The following is a 1,260-nucleotide window of genomic DNA, read 5'->3' as shown; positions in this document are numbered from 1 at the left end:
CTAAAATTTGGGGTGCAGTTCATAGGAATCATGCTCTTTTTGTGTTAAAGGATTTTTTTCAATAATTGTTCAATACACATACTCATAGTGATATGCTGTTCATCGGCTTGTTTCTTAATTTTATCTAACATATCTGTTGGTAATTCAATACTTGTTTTTCTATAAGAACTCTTAATTATTAAGGAATCTTCCTCTACTATCCATTCCCCTTGTTTGAGGTATGGCTGAATATTAGATATTTGAAATGAGTTGTTAAAAGGTTTAAAACCAGCTTCAACAAATATTTCAACTACTTCCCCTATATCTCGAAGACGACAATTTTCAATTCCCCAAAATTCATATAGGTAGTCAATCACTTTATAAAAATCATTATGGGATTTAGGAAGGTTCAGTTGACAGTGCCCTTTTGATTCAACAGTAGATTCATGAATGAAATAAGCTGCACCTAACCCATAATCCTTGATGCCATTCTCATAAGAGATCATGTCACCAGTTGTTAACAAGTGAAAAAGCCAATTTTGGTTTTGGTCTCTATTTATCCTGGCCTGTCCAATTGAAGAAGAATGAAATAATTGAAAAAGTGCTATGTCTTTCTTTTTATTATAATAATCTTTTAATCTTGCCTTTGTAGGTTTATTGTTTTGTAATGCTTTTCTGGCCTTTTGGAAGGATTCTTCAGAAATAGAATGTGCATGCCTTTCATCACCAAAAGGAATTACTTTTGATTCAATAAGACCATCAGCGATATATTTATATACCGTTTGAAGTGTTACCCCTAATCTTTTTGCTACTTCGGCCGGCCCCATTTCTTTTTGCTTAGTTGCATTTGTATAAGAAAGTAATATTTCAACATCTTCTTTTCTATATCTAACTTCTTTATAGAGGCGATGCGGATCTTCAATTTTAGTCAATTTACCTTGTTTGTAATAATGGTAAACAGTAGAAGATGAAATACCTAAAAGGTGCATGGTTTCCGCTTTTGTATACCATTTTACTTCGCTCTCATTAACATCATTTAATTTTTCGTTCATCATAAAATCACCTTTTTTGGGCTATTCTTTATCCGTATAACTAAATGTACCATATTAAGAGATTTAATTAAATTAAGCTGAGTAAACTCTTCTGATTTTTGGATTGTTTGATACCGTAATATTCAATATTAAACCAATGTTAGAAAACTAATGAAGAGAAGTATAAACTAAAAAATATACTTATTGTTTCGATCCATACAGGTTGATCAATTTAGCCATTTTCGTCCAC

1 protein-coding gene is annotated in these 1,260 nt (G+C 31.4%); it reads right to left on the bottom strand.

Annotated elements, in window-relative coordinates:
• Positions 1-44 precede the first annotated feature (44 nt).
• Positions 45-1,031, bottom strand: coding sequence for a helix-turn-helix domain-containing protein (locus V7014_RS25475; RefSeq protein WP_335511635.1), 987 nt, complete (start codon positions 1,029-1,031; stop codon positions 45-47).
• Positions 1,032-1,260 lie beyond the last annotated feature (229 nt).

The sequence above is a fragment of the Bacillus sp. JJ722 genome (assembly GCF_036963345.1).
Classification (GTDB): Bacteria; Bacillota; Bacilli; order Bacillales; family DSM-1321; genus Bacillus_AD.
Note: the sequence above shows the minus strand (reverse complement) of the source record. Positions and strands in the feature narration are given on the sequence as shown.

Excerpts from the sequence above, each read along its gene's own strand:
- V7014_RS25475 (WP_335511635.1), bottom strand. The coding sequence starts at position 1,031 with ATGAACGAAAAATTAAATGATGTTAATGAGAGCGAAGTAAAATGGTAT.